Source organism: Litorerythrobacter xanthomarinus, assembly GCF_046254955.1.
GTDB lineage: Bacteria > Pseudomonadota > Alphaproteobacteria > Sphingomonadales > Sphingomonadaceae > Qipengyuania_C.
Genome location: NZ_JBJXRG010000001.1, coordinates 580,792 through 604,332 on the forward strand (window position 1 = coordinate 580,792; position 23,541 = coordinate 604,332).

Annotated in this window: 18 protein-coding genes; 9 read left to right on the top strand and 9 right to left on the bottom strand. The window is 60.6% G+C overall.

Features of this window, described 5'->3' with window-relative positions; translation table 11 throughout:
- The first annotated feature begins 91 nt into the window (after window positions 1–91).
- From gyrB to ACEWMW_RS03035, 4 genes are all read left to right on the top strand, one after another.
- Window positions 92–2,623 carry a DNA topoisomerase (ATP-hydrolyzing) subunit B gene (gene gyrB, locus ACEWMW_RS03020; protein ID WP_409412411.1) on the top strand — a complete coding sequence of 844 codons (2,532 nt, stop codon included), beginning with the start codon at window positions 92–94 and terminating at the stop codon, window positions 2,621–2,623.
- On the top strand, window positions 2,623–3,726 hold the full coding sequence (locus ACEWMW_RS03025) for an AI-2E family transporter (RefSeq protein WP_409412412.1): 1,104 nt from the start codon (window positions 2,623–2,625) through the stop codon (window positions 3,724–3,726). Before gyrB ends, ACEWMW_RS03025 begins: the two co-directional genes overlap by 1 nt.
- Before the next feature lie 143 nt (window positions 3,727–3,869).
- The gene (locus tag ACEWMW_RS03030) at window positions 3,870–6,206 is read left to right on the top strand and encodes a CHASE domain-containing protein (protein ID WP_409412413.1); all 2,337 of its coding nucleotides are present in this window, start codon (window positions 3,870–3,872) and stop codon (window positions 6,204–6,206) included.
- 58 nt (window positions 6,207–6,264) lie between these two features.
- Complete coding sequence (locus ACEWMW_RS03035) at window positions 6,265–8,013, top strand: bifunctional metallophosphatase/5'-nucleotidase (RefSeq protein WP_409412414.1); 1,749 nt, start codon at window positions 6,265–6,267, stop codon at window positions 8,011–8,013.
- A 7-nt stretch (window positions 8,014–8,020) separates the two neighbouring features.
- Here ACEWMW_RS03035 and ACEWMW_RS03040 read toward each other — a convergent pair whose 3' ends face one another.
- The 6 genes from ACEWMW_RS03040 to ACEWMW_RS03065 all read right to left on the bottom strand — a co-directional run bounded on the left by ACEWMW_RS03040 (window position 8,021) and on the right by ACEWMW_RS03065 (window position 13,269).
- Window positions 8,021–8,653: a hypothetical protein gene (locus ACEWMW_RS03040; RefSeq protein ID WP_409412415.1), complete on the bottom strand. Its 633-nt coding sequence runs from the start codon at window positions 8,651–8,653 to the stop codon at window positions 8,021–8,023.
- A 93-nt stretch (window positions 8,654–8,746) separates the two neighbouring features.
- Window positions 8,747–9,547 (bottom strand): DUF1295 domain-containing protein, encoded by an 801-nt coding sequence (locus ACEWMW_RS03045; RefSeq protein ID WP_409412416.1) that lies wholly within the window; start codon window positions 9,545–9,547, stop codon window positions 8,747–8,749.
- Window positions 9,540–10,169 (bottom strand): lysophospholipid acyltransferase family protein, encoded by a 630-nt coding sequence (locus ACEWMW_RS03050; RefSeq protein WP_409412417.1) that lies wholly within the window; start codon window positions 10,167–10,169, stop codon window positions 9,540–9,542. Before ACEWMW_RS03050 ends, ACEWMW_RS03045 begins: the two co-directional genes overlap by 8 nt.
- Window positions 10,170–10,217: 48 nt before the next feature.
- A complete protein-coding gene (locus tag ACEWMW_RS03055) occupies window positions 10,218–11,825 on the bottom strand; it encodes a carboxyl transferase domain-containing protein (RefSeq protein ID WP_409412418.1) in 1,608 nt (535 codons plus the stop codon).
- Window positions 11,822–12,103 carry a hypothetical protein gene (locus ACEWMW_RS03060; RefSeq protein ID WP_409412419.1) on the bottom strand — a complete coding sequence of 94 codons (282 nt, stop codon included), beginning with the start codon at window positions 12,101–12,103 and terminating at the stop codon, window positions 11,822–11,824. Before ACEWMW_RS03060 ends, ACEWMW_RS03055 begins: the two co-directional genes overlap by 4 nt.
- A complete protein-coding gene (locus tag ACEWMW_RS03065; RefSeq protein ID WP_409413596.1) occupies window positions 12,100–13,269 on the bottom strand; it encodes an isovaleryl-CoA dehydrogenase in 1,170 nt (389 codons plus the stop codon). Before ACEWMW_RS03065 ends, ACEWMW_RS03060 begins: the two co-directional genes overlap by 4 nt.
- Window positions 13,270–13,398: 129 nt before the next feature.
- Between ACEWMW_RS03065 and ACEWMW_RS03070 the strand changes: the two genes are divergently transcribed.
- Entirely contained in the window at window positions 13,399–14,163 is a 765-nt protein-coding gene (locus tag ACEWMW_RS03070) for an ATP-binding cassette domain-containing protein (RefSeq protein ID WP_409412420.1), read from the top strand.
- A complete protein-coding gene (locus tag ACEWMW_RS03075; RefSeq protein WP_409412421.1) occupies window positions 14,160–15,695 on the top strand; it encodes an ABC transporter permease/substrate-binding protein in 1,536 nt (511 codons plus the stop codon). The genes ACEWMW_RS03070 and ACEWMW_RS03075 overlap by 4 nt, the downstream gene beginning before the upstream one ends.
- Here ACEWMW_RS03075 and ACEWMW_RS03080 read toward each other — a convergent pair.
- The gene (locus ACEWMW_RS03080) at window positions 15,692–16,741 is read right to left on the bottom strand and encodes a class I SAM-dependent methyltransferase (protein ID WP_409412422.1); all 1,050 of its coding nucleotides are present in this window, start codon (window positions 16,739–16,741) and stop codon (window positions 15,692–15,694) included. The two genes, ACEWMW_RS03075 and ACEWMW_RS03080, sit on opposite strands and share 4 nt — an antisense overlap.
- Window positions 16,738–17,628 (bottom strand): prolipoprotein diacylglyceryl transferase, encoded by an 891-nt coding sequence (lgt, locus tag ACEWMW_RS03085; protein WP_409413597.1) that lies wholly within the window; start codon window positions 17,626–17,628, stop codon window positions 16,738–16,740. Before lgt ends, ACEWMW_RS03080 begins: the two co-directional genes overlap by 4 nt.
- A gap of 162 nt (window positions 17,629–17,790) precedes the next feature.
- Between lgt and ACEWMW_RS03090 the strand changes: the two genes are divergently transcribed.
- Together ACEWMW_RS03090 and ACEWMW_RS03095 are read left to right on the top strand one after the other, a co-directional pair.
- A complete protein-coding gene (locus ACEWMW_RS03090; protein WP_409412423.1) occupies window positions 17,791–19,488 on the top strand; it encodes a class I adenylate-forming enzyme family protein in 1,698 nt (565 codons plus the stop codon).
- A complete protein-coding gene (locus ACEWMW_RS03095) occupies window positions 19,485–22,244 on the top strand; it encodes a [protein-PII] uridylyltransferase (RefSeq protein WP_409413598.1) in 2,760 nt (919 codons plus the stop codon). Before ACEWMW_RS03090 ends, ACEWMW_RS03095 begins: the two co-directional genes overlap by 4 nt.
- Window positions 22,245–22,253: 9 nt before the next feature.
- Here ACEWMW_RS03095 and ACEWMW_RS03100 read toward each other — a convergent pair whose 3' ends face one another.
- Window positions 22,254–22,925, bottom strand: a complete 672-nt coding sequence (locus ACEWMW_RS03100) for a YggS family pyridoxal phosphate-dependent enzyme (protein WP_409412424.1) — start codon at window positions 22,923–22,925, stop codon at window positions 22,254–22,256.
- On the opposite strand from ACEWMW_RS03100, the gene ACEWMW_RS03105 reads away from it, so the two are divergent.
- On the top strand, window positions 22,909–23,496 hold the full coding sequence (locus ACEWMW_RS03105; protein ID WP_409412425.1) for a thiamine phosphate synthase: 588 nt from the start codon (window positions 22,909–22,911) through the stop codon (window positions 23,494–23,496). The genes ACEWMW_RS03100 and ACEWMW_RS03105 overlap by 17 nt on opposite strands.
- Window positions 23,497–23,541 lie beyond the last annotated feature (45 nt).

The window sequence follows — 23,541 nt, forward strand, 5'->3', positions numbered from 1 at the left end:
GGCCCGAAATAGCCGCTCAAGCGGTGGAAAAAGGCGCATTTGAACGCGTTCCGGCGTTGGGGATTGCTGCGCGGAACCCTATATAATCAGCATGGAAGACACCTCTCCCGAAAACCCCCGGAAAAACCCGCAAATGGGCGAATACGGCGCCGATTCAATCAAGGTCCTCAAGGGTCTCGACGCGGTCCGCAAACGCCCCGGCATGTATATCGGTGACACCGATGACGGATCGGGCCTCCACCACATGGTGTTCGAGGTTTCGGACAATGCCATTGACGAAGCGCTGGCAGGTCATTGCGACCTCGTGCTGATTGAGCTCAACCCTGACGGATCGGTGTCGGTCGAAGATAATGGCCGAGGCATTCCGGTCGACATGCACAAGGAAGAAGGTGTCTCGGCGGCCGAAGTTATCATGACCCAGCTGCACGCCGGCGGAAAGTTCGAAAACACGTCTGACGACAATGCCTACAAGGTTTCAGGCGGCCTCCACGGCGTGGGCGTTTCTGTGGTCAATGCGCTGAGCGAATGGCTAGAACTTGTTATCTGGCGCGACGGCAAGGAGCACTGGATGCGCTTCGAGCTTGGCGAAGCGGTCAATAGCCTGGAGGTGCGCGGCGATGCACCGCCGGTGGAAAGCAATGGTGACGACAACGGGCTCAAGAAGGGCACCCGCGTGACCTTCATGGCTAGCCACAATACGTTCAAGAACGTCACCGAGTTCGATTTCGACAAGCTCGAGCATCGCTACCGCGAGCTCGCCTTCCTCAATTCGGGCGTGCGCATCCTGCTGCGCGACAAGCGGCATGAGGAAGTGCAGGAACACGATCTCTACTACGAGGGCGGGATCGCCGCGTTCGTCAAGTGGCTCGATCGCAACAAGCAGGCACTGGTACCCGAACCGATTTCGGTTTCGGCGGAGAAGGAAGGCATCGGCATCGATGTCGCGCTGGAATGGAACGATTCTTACTACGAGAACGTCCTCACATTCACTAACAACATTCCCCAGCGCGACGGCGGTACCCACCTCGCCGCGTTCCGCGCTGCGCTGACGCGCACAATTAACAATTATGCCAACACTTCGGGTCTGCTCAAGAAAGAGAAGGTTTCGCTGTCCGGCGAGGATATGCGCGAAGGATTGACCGCAATTGTTTCGGTCAAGCTGCCCGATCCCAAGTTCGGCTCGCAAACCAAGGACAAGCTGGTCAGCTCCGAAGTGCGCCAGCCGCTCGAAAGCCTGATGAGCGAGAAAATGACCGAATGGCTGGAAGAGAATCCGGCTGACGCGAAGACTATCATCCAGAAGGTCATTGATGCCGCTGCTGCCCGTGAAGCCGCACGGCGCGCGCGCGAAATGAGCCGGAAGGGTGCGATGAGTGTCGCCAGCCTGCCGGGCAAGCTGGCCGATTGCCAGAACCGCGATCCGGCGCAGTGCGAACTGTTCCTGGTCGAGGGCGACTCCGCAGGCGGCTCGGCCAAACAGGGCCGTGATCGCAAGACGCAAGCGATCCTGCCGCTCAAGGGCAAGATCCTCAATGTCGAGCGAGCGCGCTTCGACCGGATCATCTCATCGAAAGAAGTCGGGACGCTGATCCAGGCGATGGGCACTGGCCTGCGCGACGAATTCAACTTGGAAAAGCTGCGCTATCACAAGATCGTGATCATGACCGACGCCGATGTCGACGGTGCGCATATCCGCACGCTGCTCTTGACCTTCTTCCACCGCCAGATGCCTGAGATCATCAAGGCCGGGCACCTCTTCATTGCCCAGCCGCCGCTGTTCAAAGTCGCGAAAGCGCGCAGCGAGGTTTACCTCAAGGACCAGCCGGCGCTCGATCGCTATTTGGTACAGGCGGGCCTCGACGGACGAGTGCTCGAGACGATCGGCGGAGCGCGCAGCGGGCAGGAACTTGCCGGCTTGGTCGAACACGCCTTGCGGATCCGCAACCTGATCGCCTTCGTCCCGCGCAAATACGATGCTGCTATCATCGAACAAATGGCGCTATCCGGCGCGCTCGATCCCGGTCTCGATACTGAGACCCGTCGACAAGCACTCGCTTTGACCGCCAAGCGCATGCAGCTCGGTGACAACGAGGCCGAATGGAGCGCCGAGTTGAATGACGATGGTTCGGTCCAGTTACATCGCCTGTGGCGCGGCGTGACCGACGTTCACGATATCGAAGCGAACTTCCTGATCTCCGCCGAAGCGCGCAAGCTGCATCGGCTGGCGAGCGAGCACGCCGAGGTTTTCGCTCAGCCCGCAAAGCTGGTCAAAACGAGCGCGAGCGAGCCGGAAGTGCCAGACGATAGCGATAGCGAGGAAGCGGACGCCCCTGCCATTTCGGGTGACGAAGGTATCAACCGCCCGACCGAACTGCTCGATGCTGTCTTGGCGGCGGGCCGCAAGGGGCTGTCGGTTCAGCGTTACAAGGGCCTTGGCGAAATGAATGCGGAGCAGCTTTGGGAAACCACGCTCGATCCGGACAATCGCGCCTTGCTGCAGGTGAAAGTCGAGGATGCGGACATCACCGACGAGATTTTCACGCGCCTTATGGGCGACGTGGTCGAGCCGCGGCGCGAGTTCATCCAGGACAATGCGCTCAATGTCGCGAACCTTGATGTCTGATGGCTGAAGCGCAGAACGGGCCGGGAATCGAACGCGGGGGTTTCCTGCTATTCCTCGCCTTGGCAACGGCGGCGCTCATTTTCGTCGTCTGGCCATTCGCCGCGCCGCTGCTGTGGGCGATGCTGGCCGCAATCCTGTTCCAGCCACTTTACCAGCGCATGCTGACGTGGCGCGGCGACCGCGAAAACCAGGCTGCGCTCCTCACACTCGGGATAATCTTCGTAGCGGTCATCGTCCCCGCCTTCGTGATCGGCGGCATGGTGGTTGATCAGGCCGCCAGCGTCTTCACAGCGCTGCGCAGCGGAGAGTTCGACATTGCAGGTTGGATTGAGCAGATCCTGGCCGCCCTACCGGCCAGCCTGCAGGCCGAAATAGAAAAGTCAGGTTGGACCGACCTTTCGCAATTGCGCGAGCGTGCGCAGGACATTGCCGAAACGAGCGTGGCGCTGATTGCGCAGCAGGCGGTTTCGATCGGCAGCGGCGCGCTGTCCTTCCTGCTGGCCTTCGGTGTATGGCTCTATGTTGCCTTCTTCCTGATGCGCGATGGCGGCAAGGTCGGACCAGCTATCCTTGATGCCCTGCCGCTCGAAAGCAGCATTACGGAACGACTGGCTAGCAAGTTCCTCTCGATCGTGCGCGCCACGATCAAGGGTTCAGTGGTGGTGGGGATCGTACAGGGTCTGCTCGGTGCGATTACGTTTTGGATAGTGGGAATGCCATCGGCCATGCTCTTTGGCCTGCTGATGGCGATAGCCTCGATGCTGCCCGCCGTAGGGTCTGGCCTGATCTGGGTGCCTGCTGCCATATGGCTATTTGCGACTGGGCAAATCTGGGAAGGCATTGTGGTGGTGGTCTCTGGTGTGGCCGTGATCGGAATGGCCGACAATATCCTGCGCCCCATCCTTGTCGGCCGTGATACCGGCATTCCCGACTGGATTATCCTGGTCACCACACTGGGGGGGATCGCAACACTTGGCCTTTCCGGTATCGTGCTGGGCCCACTGGTCGCGGGCCTATTCCTCGCAGCCTGGACCATCCTGCTCGAACACCGCAGCGAATATATCCACGACGACACTCCGGACGTCGAAAACATCAACGTTTAGCAGCTTTGCGGCGATGGGCGTGGGCCATCCCCGATCGCCCGCATGGTCACCTAGGTATTCATCCGGAGATGATCTGAACACGATTCTGCGCCAGCCTTAACCAAGTTGGTCGATTCTTGGGCGTCAAGCACGGGACCAGAATCATGGAAGGAAATGCGCAAACGGCTCGTACGGGATTGAGCCGGGGACTTCACAATGCTGCATATCTGGCAGCGCGTCCGTTCCGATCAGGCTCGGGCTGGTTTGCGGCGCTTGGCATCTTTCTTGCCGCTTTGCTGACGGCGCTGGGCTGGAATTTTGCGCAGGAGAATGAAGCTGAACGCAATCAGGAAGAGTTTATCGCCATATCTCGCGACAACGAGGAAGCGCTGTTCCATCGGCTCGACACTTACCGCACCGCGCTGGATGGTGCCGCGGCGCTGTTTATCGCCCGCGATGCGGTGACATTTCCCGAATGGGAGAATTACGTCTCGACACTGGATCTCGAGGGATCGCTAAGCGGGCTCAACGGTATCGGCTTCATCCGCCCGGTTAGCAACGAAGAAACCGAGGAGTTTCTCTCCCACGCCCGGCAGCGCGGCGCGCCGATCGAACGAATCCATCCGGAGAGTGCGCGCCAAGAAATCCTGCCGATCAAATACATCACACCGCTTGCCAAAAACCGCCCGGCACTCGGTCTCGACCTCGCATTCGAAGAATATCGGCGCGAAGCGCTGGAGGAATCGCGGCTGACTGGCCGTATGATGATTACCAAACCTATCACGCTCGTGCAGGACGAGATGCGAGGGACTGGATTCCTGCTTGTGCGGCCGATCTATCAGGGCGGCGAAATCCCCCGGAGCGAGCAGGAGAGAATGGCCCGGTTTGAGGGCTGGAGCTATTCCCCGATCAAGGCGCGTGCATGGCTATCGATGCTCACCCCCAGGCAGGAGCAGTCATTCCAGATAGAGGTGCGGCAGGGTTATGCCGACAAACCCGGCCCGCTTATCTTTTCAAGCAAAACAGCGGAGACCCGCCAGCACAACCCCAAATATACGCGCACCGCAGATCTCGAAGTCGCCGGTCAGCCGTGGACCATCCGGTGGGCGAGCCTTCCCGAATTCGAGCGCTCGGTCCAATCGAACGAGCCGCTGCTCGTCCTCTTTAGCGGGGTCGCAATATCGCTATGCCTCGGAGCTTTGCTACTTACTGTCACCCGGCGTGAAGGACAGGTCCGGCGCAAAGTGGCAGAGGCCACGCAGGAATTGGCCGAGCGTGACCGGGAGCGCAGCGCAATGCTCGAAGACCTGCGCGCCGCGCGTGACGAATCGCTCGCCGCGGCAAAGGCGAAGAGCACGTTCCTGGCCAACATGAGCCACGAATTGCGCACGCCCATGAACGGTGTACTCGGATTCGCGGACCTTCTGGTACGCAGCGACCTGCCGCCCGAGGCCCGCAGGCATGCCGAACTCATCGCTGAAAGCGGCCGCGTAATGGGCCGACTGCTTGATGACATACTCGACCTGAGCCGGATTGAAGCCGACAAGATGGTGATTGCCCAAGAGATGATCGATCCCAAGCATATCTGCCGTCATGTGATGCAATTGGTGGTACCAGCAGCGCGCAAGAAGGGGCTTGAGCTCGATTTCCGCCTTGGTCGGGCGATCCCTCATTTCGTTGTCGGCGACAAGTTGCGTATCCAGCAGGTGCTGATCAATCTCGTCGGCAACGCAGTGAAATTTACCGATCGCGGTTATGTGTGCATCGACCTCACCAGAGACCGCACCACGCTGCGCTACGAAGTGCGCGACAGCGGAATTGGAATTGCCAGGGACAAGCTCGAAACCATTTTCGAAGACTTCGTACAAGCCGATGACGACACTGCCCAGCTGCGCGGCGGATCAGGATTGGGCCTCGCCATCAGCCGGAAGCTGGCACAGGCCATGGGCGGCGATCTGCTAGTCGATTCGCAGGAGGGCATCGGATCGACCTTCACGCTTATTCTTCCGCTCACTGTGGCGCAGGCCCAACCCGCCCCGGTCGAAGCGGAAATACCCAAACCCGCGCTGGTCAAGGATGACAGCAACGATGATGCACGCATCCTGCTTGCAGAAGACCACCCGATCAACCGCATGTTGATGGAAGCCATGGCAAAAGATGCGGGCGTGCTGCTGGATGTCGCGGGTGACGGCAAGGAAGCCGTGGCCATGGCCGAACATGCCGCGCTCAACGATATGCCTTACGATCTCGTCCTGATGGATGTGCAGATGCCCGTGATGGATGGCCTGCAAGCCACCCGGGCGCTCCGCGCCAAGGGTTTCGATCCGGACACACTGCCGATCGTTGCGCTCACTGCCAATGCCTTTGCCGAAGATGTCCAGGCATGCCTTGCAGCTGGCATGCAGGCGCATTGCTCCAAGCCGCTGACCATGGCGCGCTTTCAGGAAGTGCTCGATCGCTGGATGCCCGGGCCTGATGGCGGAAACCGCCGGGCAGCCTAGATGGCTGCGACCCCCCTCCGCAGTTGCGCGGGCGCGGCGCGAGGCCTAATCGAACGGCATGACATTCGCCCGAAAATTCGCCATCTTCCTCGCCAGCTTTGCGCTCGCCGGCTGTGCTACCATCGACCCGGTACCGAGCGCGGATACGATCCAGCTGCGCGTTGTCGGCATCAATGACTTCCACGGTAATTTGGAGCCATTGGCCCGCCCCATGGGGATCCGGCTCTCCGAAGATGAGACCGTGCGCGTACCCGTAGCCGGCGCAGCATGGTTGGCCGGAGCGATCGACGAAATCCGCGCGGAAAGCAAGAATACGCTGGTTATTTCGGCCGGTGACCTGATCGGAGGAAGCCCGCTGGTGTCCTCGATCTTCCTCGATGAACCCACGATCGGGGTAATGAACCGGCTGGGCCTCGACTTCAACGCGGTTGGCAATCACGAATTCGATCGCGGGTGGCAGGAACTGAAGCGGATGCAGGATGGCGGCTGCGACAAGCTGACCATGCGCGAGCCCTGCGCAGTAGAAGATCCGTTTACGGGCGCCGAATTTACGTTTTTGGCGGCCAATGTCGTGACACCTGATAACCGCACACTTTTTCCGGCCTATGGCACGCGCATCTATGGCGAAGGCGAGGATGCGGTGCGGATCGCTGTCATCGGCCTGACGCTTGAGGAAACACCGACGCTTGTAACGCCGAGCGGAGTCGCTGGCCTGCGTTTCCTGAGTGAAGCACGCACGATCAACTCACTGATCCCGCAAATCCGCTCGCTCGGGATCGAAACGATCATCCTGTCCATCCATCAGGGACTCTACAGTAGCCTGCCCTATGCCGTGGGGGGGTGCGAGGGCATCGAAGGACCACTGCTGGCCATACTGGCCGAGCTCGATCCGGCAATCGATCTGGTCCACTCCGGTCATACCCACCAGAGCTATGTCTGCGACTACGCCTCGATCGATCCCGAGCGCCAATTCCTCGTCACGAGCGGGGGCTATGGCGGCTCCTACCTGACCGACGTCACGCTCACCATCGATCGCGATAGCGGCGACGTGATCGGCTATGAGGGCCGCAATCGCGTGATCCAGAGCGAAGGCGTGGACCGGGAGGGGAACCCGCTTGTTACCGATGCACGGCTTGATAGCTTCGCCCCGACTGCGGATATGGCGGGCTATGTCGCGCAATATGTCGAAGCCGCGCGCGGCGCTTCGGAACGCTCGGTCGGACGGATTTCGGACTTGGCACGTAAAGGTGGCCCGCCGACCGAAGAAACCCCGCTTGGCAACCTGATTGCCGACGCGCAGCTCGAAGCAACCCGCAGCGCAGGTGCGCAGATTGCGCTGATGAATAACTCGGGTGTTCGCGGAGACCTTGTCCCGCGGCCAAGCGGCGAAGTCAGCTACGGCGATATCTTCACCGTCCAGCCCTTCGGCAATACTCTGGTCACGCGCAGCTATTCCGGCGCGCAATTGCTCGCACTTCTAGAGCAACAATTCGACGATACAGGCTTTATCCAAACCTTCTCGATCTCCGACGGTTTCAGCTTTGCATATGACCTTAGCCAGCCGCTGGGCAACCGGGTCAAGGCAGCAAGCCTGAACGGTGCGGCGATCAATCCAGCTGTGACCTACCGCGTTACGATGAATAGCTTCCTTGCTGCGGGAGGAGACAGCTTCACCATATTTACCGAGGGCAGTAACAGCGTGACGGGACCCGTCGATCTTGATGCATTCGAAGCTTATTTGCGCCGCGTGGAAGTGGCGGAGCTCCCCGAAACCGGGCGGATAACGGACCAAACGCCGTCTAGCTGAATTCTGCCTAGCTTGAGGCCAACCGCAGCGTATTCACACCGCTCGATCCGTTATCCTCGGCAGACAGTCCTGCGAAGATCGTGTCGATAATCCGCGCAAGCTTCTCTTCGTGAAGGCGGTGCGAGATCATAAGCATTACTTGCGGCGACGTGTAGGCGATCAGCATCTGATTGATCAGGCTGAGCGCACGATCAATGTCTAGGCCGCTGAAGAAGCCTTCGACCTGCGCCTGTGCAATCAGTTCTGTGAGGTAATGGTCTGCCAGGTCAATATAGCCCCTGACTTGCTCGAAGTGCCCTTCGCCCAGCTCTACATAAAGAGCAAACAGCGCCGGATCTTCCTCGAACCGCTCACGCTCGCGCATATAACGCTGCGCGTAGAACTCATAGAACTTGCGCTGGATCGGGAGGTCGGAGGCGACAACGCGCTCCATCACTTCAATGTCGTGCGAGTACCAGAGCTCGACAACCGCAGCGAATAGGTCGGATTCCTCAGGGAAAATTTCATCAATCCGAGCGCGCGAAGAGCGGCTCTCGGCGGCCAGCTCATTGCGAGTAACGGCGGATCCGCGCTTGGCAATGAGGTCCATGGCAAGCCGCGCCAGCTCCAAGCGTTTCCCGTCGGCTTCGTCTGCCGTCACTTAAACCTCCCGCATCGGCGCGAACAATCACTCGCCATGTAGGGAAGGTGCTCTGCGAGTTAAACCCCGATTGTCCTCAGTTTGGGAACTGCTCTATCCCGCACTTTTCGGCGGCATTGGAATGAACGCCGATGTACGCCGTTTGTAGTCAGCGTATTTGTCGCCCTTCGACTTGTCCAATCCCTTCTCCAGCAGGGCCGCGCCCGACCACTTGGTCAGCGTGAAAGTAAGGAAAATCGGGCCGATCACGGTGTAAAGCGCGTAGTCCCAGCCAGCCGATGCACAGCACAGCCAGATGCCCCACCATGCGCAAGCGTCTCCGAAATAGTTTGGATGGCGGGTATAGCGCCACAGGCCAGTGTCGAGCACCTTGCCTTCGTTGGAAGGATCGGCCTTGAAGCGCGCCAGCTGCCAATCGCCCACCCATTCGAAGAAAATCCCGACCAGGAATAACGCAATCCCGGCATAGGCAATGCCTTGGATCGGAGCAGGTTCGCTGCTGGCGAGAATGCCGACCTGCGCCGGTGAACTCACGGCAAACAGGAGCACCGCTTGCATCAGCCAAACCTTGGTCAGCGAAGCGATGATGAAATTGCCCTTCTCGCGGTCTTTCTTGAGGATCAATTTGTAGCGCTTGTCTTCCCCCTCGCGCTTCCACCGGCGCAGCAGGTAAATGCCGAGGCGAAAGCCCCATGCCGCCGCCATCACCATGATCAGCGTTGCCAACTCCCCCGGATCAACCAACTGGAGGTAACTCGTCACGGCCATGACCCCCATGCCTGCGCCCCAGAACGCATCGATGAAAGAGACGTCGTCAATCCGCACCGAGATGGCCCACAGGATGAGGACCAGCGATATCAGGATCACCGCGTTTACCAGCAAGGCATCAATCACCACCATTCTCCTCGATCAGCCTCTTTGCCTGTGCTTCAAGCACTTTGTAGCGCTCATAATCGGGCAATTTCGATCGAAACCAATTGGCAAGTTTGAGGAGGTCTTCGCCATAATTGCCACTGGGCCAAAGCGGCGGACCAAACCCCACCACCATCCGGTCGTTATCGGCATAGGCAGGGACAATCGGTACGCCTGCCGCCATCGCAATCCGGTAAAAGCCTGACTTCCAGCTACCGTCGGTCGAGCGCGTACCTTCCGCCGCGATCACCAACGCAAGCTCGTCTCGCCGGGCGAATTCCGCCGCCACCTGATCGACGACGTCGGTAGGCTGTGTACGGTCGACCGAGATACCGCCCATGTCGAACATGAAATTGCGCATCATGCCCTGGAACAAGGTGTGCTTGCCCATGAAGTTCGGAAGCACGCCCTGCTCATGCGTGGCGCCCGTGAAAAAGACGAAATCCCAGTTGGAAGTATGCGGCGCTCCGGCGATGACGTACTTCTTCAGATCGGCGGGCAAATGACCATCGATCTTCCACCCCTTCCAGTGATAGATCGCGATAATGATCCTGCGCACTATGCGCGACAGGATTGACCGTTTGCGGTGGCCGGATGTCGTCAAAGATCTCTCCCTTGGGCCTGACTAGCACAAGCTTTCGAGAAAGCGAGCCTACATCCTAAACACACCGAATTGCGGTCTGTCTGCTATCGGGGCTTCGAGCGTTGCCGCAAAGGCGAGGCCAAGAACGTCACGCGTCTGCACCGGATCGATCACTCCGTCGTCCCACAACCGTGCAGTGGCGTAATAGGGATTGCCCTCGTTCTCGTATTTCTGGCGGATCGGAGCCTTGAACGCCTCGGCCTCTTCGTCGCTCCACTTGTCCGCATCGCGGTGGACCGTGGCGAGCACCGATGCGGCCTGCTCGCCGCCCATCACGCTGATGCGCGCATTGGGCCAGGTGAAGAGGAAACGCGGCGAATAGGCGCGGCCGGCCATTCCATAATTGCCCGCGCCGAAGCTGCCGCCGATCACTACGGTGATCTTGGGCACGGTCGCGGTGGCAACGGCGGTAACCAGCTTGGCGCCATGCTTGGCGATGCCTTCGGCCTCATACTTCCCGCCGACCATGAAGCCGGAGATATTCTGCAGGAACAGCAGCGGGATGCGGCGCTGGCAGGCGAGCTCAATGAAGTGTGCGCCCTTCTGTGCGCTTTCGCTGAACAGGACGCCGTTGTTGGCGAGAATCGCCACCGGCATGCCCCAGATATGCGCGAAACCGCAGACCAGCGTGCTTCCGTAGTGCTGCTTGAACTCGTGGAATTCCGATCCGTCGACGATCCGGGCGATGACTTCGTGCACGTCATAAGGTGCGCGGACATCGTCAGGGATCAGCGCGTAGAGGTCGTCGGCATCGAACTTGGGCGAGCGAGGATCTTGTATCCCGATGTCCGTCGCTGCTGCATGGTTCTGGCCAAGATGGCTGACGATATCGCGCACGATGGTGAGCGCGTGCTCGTCATTCTCGGCGAGGTGATCGACCACGCCAGATTTCTTTGCGTGCAAGTCACCTCCGCCAAGGTCTTCGGCGCTGATTTCCTCGCCCGTCGCAGCCTTCACCAGCGGCGGTCCGGCGAGGAAGATGGTGGCTTGCTCGCGCACGATCACCGTCTCGTCGGACATGGCGGGGACGTAAGCCCCGCCGGCGGTGCAGCTGCCCATCACGCAGGCGATCTGCGGGATGCCGAGCGCCGACATGTTCGCCTGATTGAAGAAGATGCGCCCGAAATGCTCGCGATCGGGAAAGACCTCGGCCTGGTAGGGCAGGTTCGCCCCGCCGCTATCGACGAGGTAGATGCACGGCAGGCGGTTCTCCTGCGCGATTTCCTGAGCACGAAGGTGCTTCTTGACCGTCATCGGGTAATAGCTGCCGCCCTTTACGGTCGGATCGTTGCACACGATCATCACCTGCCGGCCTGAGACGCGCCCGATCCCGCAAATCATCGAGGCGCCGTTGACGTCGCCCTCATACATGCCGTTGGCGGCCAGCTGGCCGACTTCGAGGAAGGGGCTGCCCGGATCGAGCAGACGTTCTACTCGCTCGCGGGGAAGCAGCTTGCCGCGCGAGACATGCCGTTCACGATGCTTCTCCGGCCCGCCCAGCGCAGCCTCCGCGACACGCGCGCGCAGCTCATCGGCCAGCGCCTTGTTATGCGCAAACCGCGCTTTGGCTGCCGGGTCTTCGCGGTCTAGCTTGGTGGTGAGAACAGGTGCGGTCATGAGTTGAGGCTTCCCGGCTCGTCCATATTGATTGAGATGTCCTGTTGTCGCAGCATGTCGCTAAACCCTTGGCAAATGCGCGCGACCGCTTCGTCTTCGTCAAAAGACCATGTGGTCGAATACGCCTTACCGCCATGAAGTGCCACTTCGCCTAGGAACCTTCCGAAGACATACGGATCTTCCATCTGATATGCGGCAATCTCCACTCGAGAGCGTCCATCGGCTCCGATGCGGGCCTTGATCAGATCCGCCCAATCTTCTTTTTCCGAGTCGCTCACCCCGCCGCCCCGATCAGCTCACGCCCGATCAACATACGGCGGATTTCGTTGGTGCCCGCACCGATATCGAGCAGCTTCGCATCTCGCATATAGCGTTCGACCGGCCAGTCGAGCGTGTAACCCGCGCCGCCGAGCGCCTGCACGCTTTCTGCCGCAACCTTGAATGCGCTTTCGCTCGCATAGAGAATAACCCCCGCTGCATCGAAGCGGGTCGTCTGGTCAGCGTCGCATGCCTTTGCCACGGCATAGGTGTAGGCCCGGGCAGTCTGCAGCGCGACATACATGTCGGCCACCTTGGCCTGCATCAGCTGGAAGCTTCCGATGGGTTTGCCGAACTGCTTGCGTTCCCGCAGGTAGGGGATGACTGTGTCGAGGCACGCCTGCATGATGCCGAGTTGCAACCCGGCGAGCACCACGCGCTCGTAATCCAGCCCGCTCATCAAAACGCCGACGCCGCCGTTCAATGGCCCCATGATGTTGTCTTCGGGCACCACACAATCGTCGAACACCAACTCCGCCGTCGGCGAGCCGCGCATGCCGACTTTCTCGATCTTCTGGCCGATGCTGAAACCGGGCATGTCCTTCTCGATCAAGAAGGCGGTTATCCCGCGCGATCCGGCATGGCCATCGGTCTTGGCATAGACCACCAGCGTATCGGCATAGGTCGCATTGGTGATCCAGAACTTGGTCCCGTTTAGGAGATAGCCGCCCTGGACCGCCTCGGCCTTGAGCTTCATCGAGACGACGTCTGATCCGGCGCTAACTTCGGACATGGCGAGCGATCCGACATGGTCGCCGCTGATCAGGCCGGGAAGGTACTTCGCCTTCTGCTCGTCATTGCCCCAGCGGCGGATCTGATTGATGCAGAGGTTCGAATGCGCACCGTATGACAGGCCCAGCGAGGCGCTGGCGCGGCTGACTTCCTCGACCGCAATGACATGCTCAAGATAGCCGAGGCCCAGTCCGCCGTCTTCGGGATCGACGGTGATACCGTGCAGGCCCAGCTCGCCCATCTGCTGCCATAGCTCATCACGCGGGAAGTAATCCTCGCGGTCGATTTTTTCGGCCAGCGGTGCGATCTGCTCGTCGGCAAACCTGCCAATACTCTCGCGGATCATCTCCGCGCTCTCGCCCAGCTGGAAATCGAAATCGGGGGTGGCGCGCATCATCTCTCCTTGAAAGCGGCCCAATGTGGCTAGCGGAACCAGCGCTTAGCCGAGGCTCGCCCGCGCCGCAAACTCCACATCAATGCTGGGGGGTCGCGCCGCAGCGGCACTGTCCCTATGGTGCGATCAATGGCCGATCCAAAATCCTCGCTGACATTCGAGCAGGTCTCGAAAAACTTTGGCGCGGTGCGCGCGGTCGATAACGTCGATTGCGCGATCGCCGAACACAGCTTCGTTGCGCTCGTCGGCGCCTCAGGTTCGGGCAAATCGACCCTGCTCAAGACCGTGAACCGGCTGGTCGCGCCGAGCAAGGGCCGGGTGCTGCTCGATGAAACGGACGTAGCTGACCTGCCGCCCTCACGGCTGCGGCGCATGGTCGGCTATGTGTTTCAGGGTATCGGCCTGTTCCCGCATATGTCGGTGGCGGAAAATGTCGCCATTGGTCCGCGTCTCGCAGGCGAGCCCATCGATGAGGCGCGAGTTTCCGAACTGCTCGAACTGGTGGACCTTGAGCCTAAGATGGCGAGCCGTTTCTCCGATGAGCTATCTGGCGGTCAGCGCCAGCGGGTCGGCGTGGCGCGCGCGCTTGCCGGCGATCCAAAGATCCTGCTGATGGATGAACCCTTTGGCGCGCTTGACCCGATCACCCGCGACGGACTGGGCGAGCGGGTCCGCGCACTGCATGAAAGGCTCGGTATCACCACCATAATGGTCACGCATGACATGGCCGAAGCGCTGCTGCTGGCCGATCGGGTTCTAGTGATGTCCGAAGGCCGGATCGTTGCCGACGCGCTGCCCGAAGCGCTGATCAACGGCGCGGGCGGCGAGATCGCGCAAGGTCTCGTCGCCGTGCCGCGAGCGCAAGCGGACAGGCTGGCGGCAATGGAAAGATGAACGGTTTCACCGATCATCTGTTGGGCCTAGGCGACAAACTCGCCGCGCACGTGGTGCTGGCGGCCAGCGCCCTGGCGCTGGGGATCTTGGTCGCACTTCCGGTGGCTGCATGGGCGAGCCGTTCGCCGCCCGTCGCGCGGATCGCATTGGGGTTTGCCAGCCTGGTCCAGACCATCCCGGCACTGGCCCTGCTCGCGCTGTTCTTCCCGATCCTGCTCTCGCTGCGGGTGATTTTCGGCGGGGACTTGCCGACGCTCGGCTTCCTTCCAGCCCTGCTGGCATTGGCGCTTTATGCGCTGCTTCCGATCCTGCGCAATGCGGTGACCGCACAGGCCAATCTTGATCCCGGCGTGCTCGAGGCAGCCGACGGCGTGGGCATGACAAGCTGGCAGAAGCTGCGGCTGGTTGAAGCCCCGCTCAGCGCGCCCTTCATCATGGCGGGCATACGCACGGCCGCGGTCTGGACCATCGGCGCTGCGACGCTCTCGACCACGATCGGCCAGCCGAGCCTAGGCGATCCGATCTTCGCCGGATTGCAGACCCAGAACTGGGCATTGGTGCTGGCGGGATGTGTCGCTTCTGCGGGCTTGGCGATTATCGCCGATTTCCTTCTCGGCATGGTCGAGCAAGGCATTGCGGCGCGCCGGAAGCCGCAATGGCTTGGCGGACTTGCCGCCGTCGCGCTGGGCGTCGCGGGAGCGCTCTGGGCCTTGTATGGTCACAGCAATAACGAGCGCGTGGTGATCGGGGCGAAGTCGTTCTCCGAACAGTATGTTCTAGCACGGCTCATGGGGCAGCAACTCGAAGCTGCAGGCTATGAAGTGGAATATCGCGACGGGCTGGGATCGGCCGTCGCGCATAATGCAGTGACGACTGGCGCTATCGACCTGCTGGTCGATTACACCGGCACGATCTGGACCAACCAGATGAAGCGCGAAGACAATCCACCGCGCGATGAAATGTACGAACAGATCGTGCAATGGGAGCTCGAAACCAGCGGCACGCACGTGCTCGGGCGGCTCGGCTTCGAAAATGCCTATGGGCTCGCGGTACGCGGCGACACGGCCAACATCTACAATCTGCAAAGCATCGATGATCTGGTCGCCGTGGCGCCCCAATTGACCATCGGCGGCGATCCTGAGTTCTTCGAGCGGCCCGAATGGATCGCGGTGCGTGACGCTTATGGATTGCGCTTCGGCGAGACGCGCAATTTCTCGCCCACCTTCATGTACAACGCACTGCGATCAGGCGAGGCGGACGTGATCAGCGCCTATACGTCCGATGGCCGCATCGCCGCAGATGCGTTGGCCGTGCTCGAAGACCCACGCGGCGCCTTTCCGAATTACGATGCGATTGTCCTGGTCAGCCCGGAAGCGGCGGAGGATCGGTCACTGCTCGCAGCGCTGCAACCGTTAGTCGGCGCCATCGATGTCGGCTTGATGCGCGAAGCCAATTTCGCGGTCGATCGTGAAGTGGACAAGCTTTCGCCCGACCAGGCTGCGCGGGAACTTGCGGCCAAGCTCGAACTTTAGGCGACGAACCCCGCGCCATCGGGCCAATCGGGCGCGGCGAGCCCCAGCACCTTGAACAGCGATCCCATCTCCTCCGGATGCGCAAGCCTGCGATGCGCTGCCTTGAGATCATCCAGATTTTCGGGCGCGGCCCTGGCAAGCGCGCTGGCCCTCGCCGCCAGCCCGAGGGACTCGAGAAACTCGCCTTGCTCTGCCGTGCCGATCACCTTGGCTCCTGCCCCTTGCGCCACTTCGGCGAGCGTATGAAAATCGACATGCGCGGTCAGGTCCGCCTCACCGGGCAGCGACAACGGATCGACCTTCCGGTGGGCCTTGACCGCCTGCAGCGTCGATCCAGTTTGCGGCGCGAGGTAGCCGTAATCGATCACCAGTGCCGCGCCACCGTGGCTGGCAAGCCGTCCCGCCAGTTCGCGCATGACCGCCGCTGCAGCGGGACCAGTCTCGATGATCGTTCCCGTTTCCGCGCAAGACAGCGCGTCCGGCACTGCTGCATCCATCGGAGTGTCGCCGGCGACATAAGTGAACGCATCGCCGGTCAGTCCGATCATGCGTTCGCGCCAGCCGTCCTGCGCCTTGACCAGCTGGCGTACCGGCAATGCGTCGAAAAATTCGTTCGCCAGCACGAGCAAAGGCATGTCGTCGGGGACACTGGCCAGATCGTCATGGAATTGCGCTTGCGGGACTGCCTTCGCCTGCAGCTTTCGCAGTTCAGGCGATCCTTCGACGAGGTGCACCTCCAACTCCAGACCCACGCCTCGCATCACGCGCAGCGCATCGCTGGCGAGCGTCCCGCGTCCCGGCCCCAATTCGACATAGGCCACTCTGTCGGGTTTTCCTGCCCTCGCCCAGATATCCGCCAGCCATGCGCCCAGCAGTTCGCCGAACATCTGGCTGACTTCGGGCGCAGTGATGAAGTCTCCCGCCGTGCCAAGCGGATCGCGATAGGCATAATAGAGCGCATTCGATTCGCCCATGAACTGAGCCACCGAAATAGGACCCTGGGTGCGAATCAGGCGGCGAAAACGCTCCGCCGGATCGCGGCTCATGAATTGCTGGCGGGAGCCGGTACAGCAGTGCCGCTTGATCCCGCGCCGCTCGCAAGCGGTTTCTGGCGCAGCGCGATGACTACCACGACCAGCCCCACAATGATCATCGGGATCGAGAGCCATTGACCCATAGAAAGACCCGTCTCGCGCGCGAATTCGACCAAGTGCGCATCAGGCTCGCGGAAGAATTCATTGACGAAGCGGGCGAGGCCCATGCCGATGGTGAAGACCGCCACCAGCAAGCCGGGGCGGAAGCGTGCGCGCGTTTTCCAGAACAACAGCAACATGATTATGACAAGCGCCAGCCCCTCAAATCCCGCTTGGTAAAGCTGGCTGGGATGGCGCGCGATTTCGCCGCCGCCCGGGAACACCATGGCCCAAGGCACGTCGCTTTCGACGGGCCGGCCCCAAAGCTCGCCATTGATGAAATTCGCCAATCTTCCGAACAACATACCGAAGGCGACATTGACAGAAATATAGTCGCACACGCGCAGGAATGAGAGCTTGTTGCGCCAGCATACCCAGGTGATTGCCACCAGAACGCCGATCACCCCGCCATGGAAGCTCATCCCGCCCTCCCATGTCTTGAGGACATCGAGCGGGTTCTCCCACAGGCTCGGCATATAAAAGATCGAATAGCCCAGCCGCCCGCCAAGGATGATGCCCAACGTGCAGTAGAAGAAGAGGTCTTCGGCATGGCGTTTGGCCATCGGCGCGCCTGGCGCTTCGATCATCTTGGTCAGATGCCAATAACCCAGGATAATCCCGCCTAGATAAGCCAGCGCGTAGAACCTGAGCGTGAAGAAACCGAGATCGATGCCCGGCCTGAGCCCCAGATTCTCCCACAGGATCGGATCCGAAGCAGTTTGGGCGAGTAGTAGTGACAGCAAGTGTCGAACCCCTTAGTAGTTATCGGCGCTTGCGCGACCACCTTCGTGCAGGCTTTTGGCATAGCAGGAGTTTTGGGGAAAGCCTGCGCAGCATCCCATTGCATGCGCGAACGTGGATGGACCGCGTCCGCAGTGAATTTGAGAGGATTTAAACCGACCATGCCCACCGAACTCGACAATGACATCGAACGTATCACCGCCGCGGTCACAGCCCCTGGGCAGATGTTCGAGACTGTGCCGGTAACCCGTCGCGGCGTCGAGATGCCCGCCTTCAAGAATGCGCCCCCCAGCCTCGCGCATTATTTCGCGCATTTCTGCAATCAGCACAAAGATACGCTTTTCCTTGTCGACGGCGACAAGCGTATGACCTTTGGCGAAGTCTATGACGCGGCAGTTCGGGTCGCGCACGGACTGGCCAGCAAGCAAGGCCTCAAGAAAGGCGAACGGGTAGGGATCGCGGCGCGCAACTCCACCGCCTGGATCGTATCCTACATGGGAACGCTGATGGCGGGCGGTTGCGCAACGCTGCTCAACGGCTGGTGGACCGGTGAAGAACTCGCTTACGGCATTAACCTGTGCGAGTGCTCGCTGGTGCTGGCCGACGAACAGCGTGCGGCGCGGCTCGAAGGCCAGGATCACGCGGCCAAGGTTATCGTATTCGATCATGATGGCGATCTGGCCGATGGCCTTTCGGAATATTGGGCGGAAGGTCCGACGGCCTTGACGATGCTGGGCGAACTTGGCCCGGAAGACCTTGCAACGATCCTCTACACTTCAGGCTCGACGGGCAATCCGAAGGGTGCCTATTCTGACCACTTGGGCGTCGTCAGCGGAGTGATGAACTACGTCGCCCAGACCGCCATGCTGGTCCAGCTGTTCACCGAGCGCGGCGAAATGCCTGACGTCCAGCCGAGCGCGCTGGTCACCGTACCCCTGTTCCACGTCACCGGTGAAGTGCCGCTGTTCCTGCAAAGCCTCGCCATGGGCCGCAAGCTGGTTTTGATGCCGAAATGGGATGCGGGCGAAGCGCTGCGGCTGCTCGACGAAGAGAAGGTCACCTATTTCGTTGGCGTCCCGCTGATGAGCTGGGAGATGGCCAACCACCCGGATCTCGGCAAGTTCGATCTTTCGGCTTGCCGCACCTTCGCTGCCGGAGGCGCGCCAAGGCCGCCCGAGCATGTCAAGAAAATCAAGGATGCCTTCCCCGAAGGATTTCCCGTGCTGGGTTACGGCCTCACAGAGACCAATGGCGTGGGTGCCGGCAACCTCAACGAGAACTACATGGCCAAGCCCGGTTCCACCGGGATGCCGTCCAAGCCGCTGGTCGATATGGCCATCCTCGACGACGATGGGAACGCGCTGGAATCAGGCAAGGTGGGCGAAGTCTGCATTCGCTCTGCCTGCAACTTCAACGGATACTGGCGCAACGAGGAAGCAACTGCGGACGCGTTCACCGATGACGCGTACTTCCGCACAGGCGACCTCGGTTACCTTGACGAAGACAATTATCTCTACATTGTCGACCGCAAGAAGGACATCATCATCCGCGGCGGCGAGAACATCTCATGCATCGAGGTGGAAGAAGCTATCTACGCGCATCCCGATGTTGCCGAATGCACTGTTTTTGGACTGCCCGACGAGCGACTCGGTGAAATTCCCGCCACAGTATATTTCACCCGCGAAGGCGCCAGCCTGTCGCCCGACGCATTGCGCGATTTCCTGAAGGAGCACATCGCGCCCTTCAAGATCCCGCAGTATATCTGGCAGAGCGACAGCGCCCTTCCCCGTCTCGGCACGCAGAAAGTCGATAAGCGCACGGTCAAGCAGGAATATTCTGCGAAGATGGAGGCGGCCTGATCGCATCGCGCATTCCGAACCAGCGAGAAATCATCGATCGGCGCGCAGTTGCCGAATCGATCGCTCGCGCATGGGCAGACGGCGGTGAAAAATCACGCAAGGCAATCGTCGCCTTGCTGCGCGACGCGCTGGAAAACGGCCGCGAGGAAATGGCCCGGCGTTTGGCCGAGAAGCCATCAGCCGGCCACGAAGTCACTGCGGGTCTCGCCTTCCTGATCGACCAGCTGGTCCGGCTGATTTACGACCACACGATCGAGCATGTCTATCCGCCCGGCAATCGCTCTAGCGGAGAGCGCCTTGCGATGATGGCTGTGGGCGGTTACGGGCGCGCCGAGATGGCGCCGCATTCGGACGTCGACATCTCCTTCATCACCCCCGGTAAACGCGTCCCATGGTGCGAACAGGTCATCGAGACCATGCTCTATCTGCTATGGGATATGGGGCTCACCGTGGGCCATTCCAGCCGCACGATCGAAGACATGCTACGCCTTTCGCGCGATGACGTGACGATCCGTACGGCAATGCTCGAAGGGCGCTATGTCTGGGGCGATCAGGATCTTTACGACGAGGCAGCACGCCGTTTCCTAGCCGAAGTGGTCGCCGGAACCGAACGCGAGTTCGTCGCCGATAAGCTGGCCGAGCGCGATGCGCGGCACAAGCGCATGGGCGACAGCCGCTATGTTGTCGAACCCAATATCAAAGATGGCAAAGGGGGCCTGCGGGATCTCCAAACGCTCTACTGGATCGGTAAGTATATCCACCAGGTGCGCAGCGCTTCCGAACTGGTCGATGTCGGCCTGCTGACAGCAGCCGAATATCGCGGATTCCGGCGCGCGGAAGGTTTCCTCCTGGCCGTGCGCAGCCATATGCACCTGATCACGGGCCGGGCCGAAGATCGCCTCACCTTTGATCTCCAGCCGCAGGTCGCCGAACGGATGAGTTTCGCAGATCGACCAGGGAAAAGTTCGGTCGAACGCTTCATGCAGTATTATTTCCTCCAGGCGAAACGCGTCGGCAGCCTGACTGGCGTGTTCCTCTCGCATATTGACGAAACATTCGCCAAACGGCGGCGGCGCACCGGCCTCTTGGCAGGCTTCAACGCTCGTCCTAGGATACTCAAGGGATACAAGGTGTTTGGCGGCAAGATCGCCGCGCCATCCGATGACTGGTTCAGACATGACCCAGTGCGGCTGATCGAAATCTTCCAGCTCGCCGAAGCGGAAGGGCTCGAAATCCATCCTGAAACCATGCGGCAAGCTGACCGCGATAGCGGGCTGATACGCAACAAGGTGCGCGAGGATCCGCGCGCCAATGCCTTGTTCCTCGAATTGCTGAGCGGACGCAATAATCCCGAGATGGTGCTGCGCTGGATGAACGAGACGGGAGTCTTCGGGCGCTTCGTGCCTGATTTTGCGCGGGTCAATGCGCAAATGCAGTTCGACATGTATCACCATTATACTGTCGATGAGCACACCATCCGCGCGATTGGTCTGCTCAACCAGATCGAGAAGGGCGAACACAAGCAGGACCATCCGCGATCGACGCGGATGATTCAGCGGCTCGCCTCGCGCAGGGCGATCTATGTCGCGGTGCTGCTACACGATATTGCCAAGGGCCGCGGCGGCGATCATTCGGTGCTTGGCGGCGAAGTGGCAGAAGAACTGTGCCCGCGTTTCGGGCTCAACGATAACGAGACCGATCTCGTCGCCTGGCTGGTGAGGCAACATCTCCTGATGAGCGCTACCGCTTTCAAACGCGACCTGACCGATCCCAAGACCATCGAAGACTTCGTCGGTGTGGTCCAAAGCCAGGAACGACTGCGCAATCTCATGATCCTAACCGCAGTCGATATCCGCGCTGTTGGGCCGGGCGTCTGGAATAGCTGGAAAGGTCAATTGCTCGGCGAGCTCTATGACGCTGCGCAGGAGCGCTTGCGGCTGGGCCACGTGCGCCAAGGCCGCGAGCACCGCGTTGCCGCCAAGAAAGATGCGGTTCGCGAGTTGCTTGGCGAGCAGGCCGATCTGGTTGAAGAATGCGGCACATTGCTTGACGATTCATACTGGGTCGCCGAGCCCGAAGACGTGATCGTGCGCAACCTCGTGCAGTACAAGCTCGCTCGCGAAATCGAGGATCACCTTTCGATCCATTGCGAATTCTACGAAGCGCGCGGCGCCACTCTGGTTAGCGTTATCGCAGCCGACCACCCCGGCTTGTTTTACCGCATTGCGGGCGGGATCCACCTGGCCGGCGGCAATATCATCGATGCGCGCATCCACACCTCAAAAACAGGATATGCGGTGGACAATTTCCTCGTGCAGGATCCGCTGGGCAAGCCGTTCCGCGAAGAGCGACAGCTGGAGAGGCTGGAGCAGTCGATCGGCGATGCATTGGCGAACCGGATCGAATTGGTGCCGAAGCTCGCCCAGCGCCCATTGCCGCGCAGCCGCTCCAAGGCCTTCGATGTGCGCCCCCGCGTGGTCTTCGACAACAAGGCGTCGAACCGTTTCACGGTGATCGAAGTCAACGCGCGCGATCGTCCTGCGCTGCTCAACCGGCTCGCCCGGACGCTGTTCGAAAGCCAGCTGGTGGTCCATTCGGCGCATATTACCAATTACGGCGAGCGCGCAGCCGACACCTTCTACGTCACCGACCTGACCGGCGGGAAAGTCGAATCGAAAACGCGGTTGGCAAAGATCGAAGCGGCACTGCTCGGCTCGGCAAGCGACGAACGACAGGCAGAGCTCGAAGAAGCGTAAATTCCAGCACTATTTCGGCGCGGAACGCTGGCCAAACAGCGCAGTTCCGACGCGGATGTGCGTCGCGCCGAGCATGATCGCGGTTTCGTAGTCGCTGCTCATCCCCATGCTGAGTCCAGCAACCCCATTGTCATCGGCGAGCTTCCTAAGAAACGCGAAGAAGGGCGCGGGCTCGATCTCGAAAGGCGGGATACACATAAGGCCCGCGAGGGGGATATCGGCGCTTCGGACTTGTTTTAGAAGCGCGGGAAGCTCGGCAGGCAAACATCCGCCTTTTTGATCTTCTTCGCCGATATTCACTTGGACAAAACAGGGCACCTGCGTGCCCTGCTTGTCCATCGCCTTGGCAAGCGCCTTGACAAGGCTCGGCCGGTCGAGCGCATGAATGCAATCGAACAGCGCGACCGCATCATCCGCCTTGTTGGACTGCAGCTGGCCGATCAGGTGTAGCTCGGAATCCGGATAGCGCTCGCTCAGCTTCGGCCACTTGTCTTGTGCTTCCTGCACACGGTTTTCACCAAAGACGCGGTGGCCCTGTTCGAGCAGTGGTTCAATTGCTCCAGCGGGATGCGTCTTGCTGACAGCAATCAGCGTGACCTCGTCGATATCACGGCGCGCGATCTTACAGGCTCGCGCGATGTTCCCGGTCACTTCTTCCGATGGCGTGGCTGTATCATTCATTGCGCGCCGCTATAGCGTCAGCGTGAAGGATATACAGGCCATCTCCGATCTTTTGCCAGACATCTGGCTGGTTTCCGATGAGCGCAATGATGCCATGCTGGAGCAGGCACTTGGCCGATTGCCGCGCGGTTCGGGCTTCATTTACAGGCATTACCACCTGAACGATCCCGAGCGATGGGAGCGATTTCAGTCGCTTCGCAGGATCGCCCGCTCACGCGATCATCTCGTCATCCTTGCCGATAGTGCCCTTACCGCCCGCGAATGGGGCGCCGACGGAATCTACGGCGCCGCGCGCTCGCTCTATCCGCGTCGCCGTGACCTGCTCCAACTGGCGACTGCTCACAACCTGCGCGAAATCGGCGAGGCAGAGCGCTTCGGAGCCGACGCGGTGCTGCTTTCTCCCGTCTTTTCAACATTTTCTCACGAAAATGATGCATCGCTGGGCGCGGCCCGTTTCAGGCTTCTTGCGCAAAAATCGCCGGTCCCGGTGATAGCCTTGGGCGGAATGACCGAAGACAACGCGCGTGTGCTCAATTGGACACGCTGGGCCGCAATTGACGGGCTTTCTTGACGCGGAGTCCCGCCTCTGCGATTCTCGGGGCCGCTACTGGATACG

Bases quoted from the DNA above. Each gene is read 5' to 3' on its own strand.
- gyrB (WP_409412411.1), top strand. From the start codon at position 92: ATGGAAGACACCTCTCCCGAAAACCCCCGGAAAAACCCGCAAATGGGC.
- ACEWMW_RS03025 (WP_409412412.1), top strand. From the start codon at position 2,623: ATGGCTGAAGCGCAGAACGGGCCGGGAATCGAACGCGGGGGTTTCCTG.
- ACEWMW_RS03030 (WP_409412413.1), top strand. From the start codon at position 3,870: ATGGAAGGAAATGCGCAAACGGCTCGTACGGGATTGAGCCGGGGACTT.
- ACEWMW_RS03035 (WP_409412414.1), top strand. From the start codon at position 6,265: ATGACATTCGCCCGAAAATTCGCCATCTTCCTCGCCAGCTTTGCGCTC.
- ACEWMW_RS03055 (WP_409412418.1), bottom strand. From the start codon at position 11,825: ATGACCGCACCTGTTCTCACCACCAAGCTAGACCGCGAAGACCCGGCA.
- ACEWMW_RS03065 (WP_409413596.1), bottom strand. From the start codon at position 13,269: ATGCGCGCCACCCCCGATTTCGATTTCCAGCTGGGCGAGAGCGCGGAG.
- ACEWMW_RS03070 (WP_409412420.1), top strand. From the start codon at position 13,399: ATGGCCGATCCAAAATCCTCGCTGACATTCGAGCAGGTCTCGAAAAAC.
- ACEWMW_RS03075 (WP_409412421.1), top strand. From the start codon at position 14,160: ATGAACGGTTTCACCGATCATCTGTTGGGCCTAGGCGACAAACTCGCC.
- ACEWMW_RS03080 (WP_409412422.1), bottom strand. From the start codon at position 16,741: ATGAGCCGCGATCCGGCGGAGCGTTTTCGCCGCCTGATTCGCACCCAG.
- ACEWMW_RS03090 (WP_409412423.1), top strand. From the start codon at position 17,791: ATGCCCACCGAACTCGACAATGACATCGAACGTATCACCGCCGCGGTC.
- ACEWMW_RS03100 (WP_409412424.1), bottom strand. From the start codon at position 22,925: ATGAATGATACAGCCACGCCATCGGAAGAAGTGACCGGGAACATCGCG.